The 449-nt window shown below is 70.2% G+C and carries 1 pseudogene; it reads left to right on the top strand.

Going from position 1 to position 449, the window contains the following annotated elements:
• Positions 1 to 449 (top strand): annotated as a pseudogene (locus C5B91_RS21700) (allantoinase); the annotation flags it as partial.

Below are 449 nucleotides of genomic sequence, written 5' to 3' on the forward strand. Positions count from 1 at the left end.
GACGGCGTGACCTCGTTCAAGATGTACACCGCCTACGAGTTCGGCGCCTCGAACGGCTTTCTCAAGCGGGTGTTCGACCGCCTCGCCGAACACGACGCGGTCGGCGTGGTCCACAGCGAAGACGACTCGGTCTGCCGGGCGCTCACCGCCGAACTCCGGGCCGCTGGCGAGGACGCCCCCGAGACGTACCCGCAGTCTCGCCCCGACTACGCCGAGGCGATGGCCGCGTCCGACGCGGTCACGCTCGCGACCGAGGCCGGGGCGAAATACTACGGCATCCACACGACGTGCCGGGCGGCCGCCGACGCGCTCGCCCGCCACCGCGAGGACGGGTCGCGGGTCAGGGCGGAGACCTGCACGCACTACACGACGCTCGACGACTCCGTCTACGCGGAACTGGGGAACCTGCCGAAAATCGCGCCGCCCATCCGCAAGGAAGACGACGTGGA

The sequence above is a fragment of the Haloferax sp. Atlit-10N genome (genome assembly GCF_003586325.1).
In the GTDB taxonomy this organism is placed as follows: Archaea; Halobacteriota; Halobacteria; order Halobacteriales; family Haloferacaceae; genus Haloferax; species Haloferax prahovense.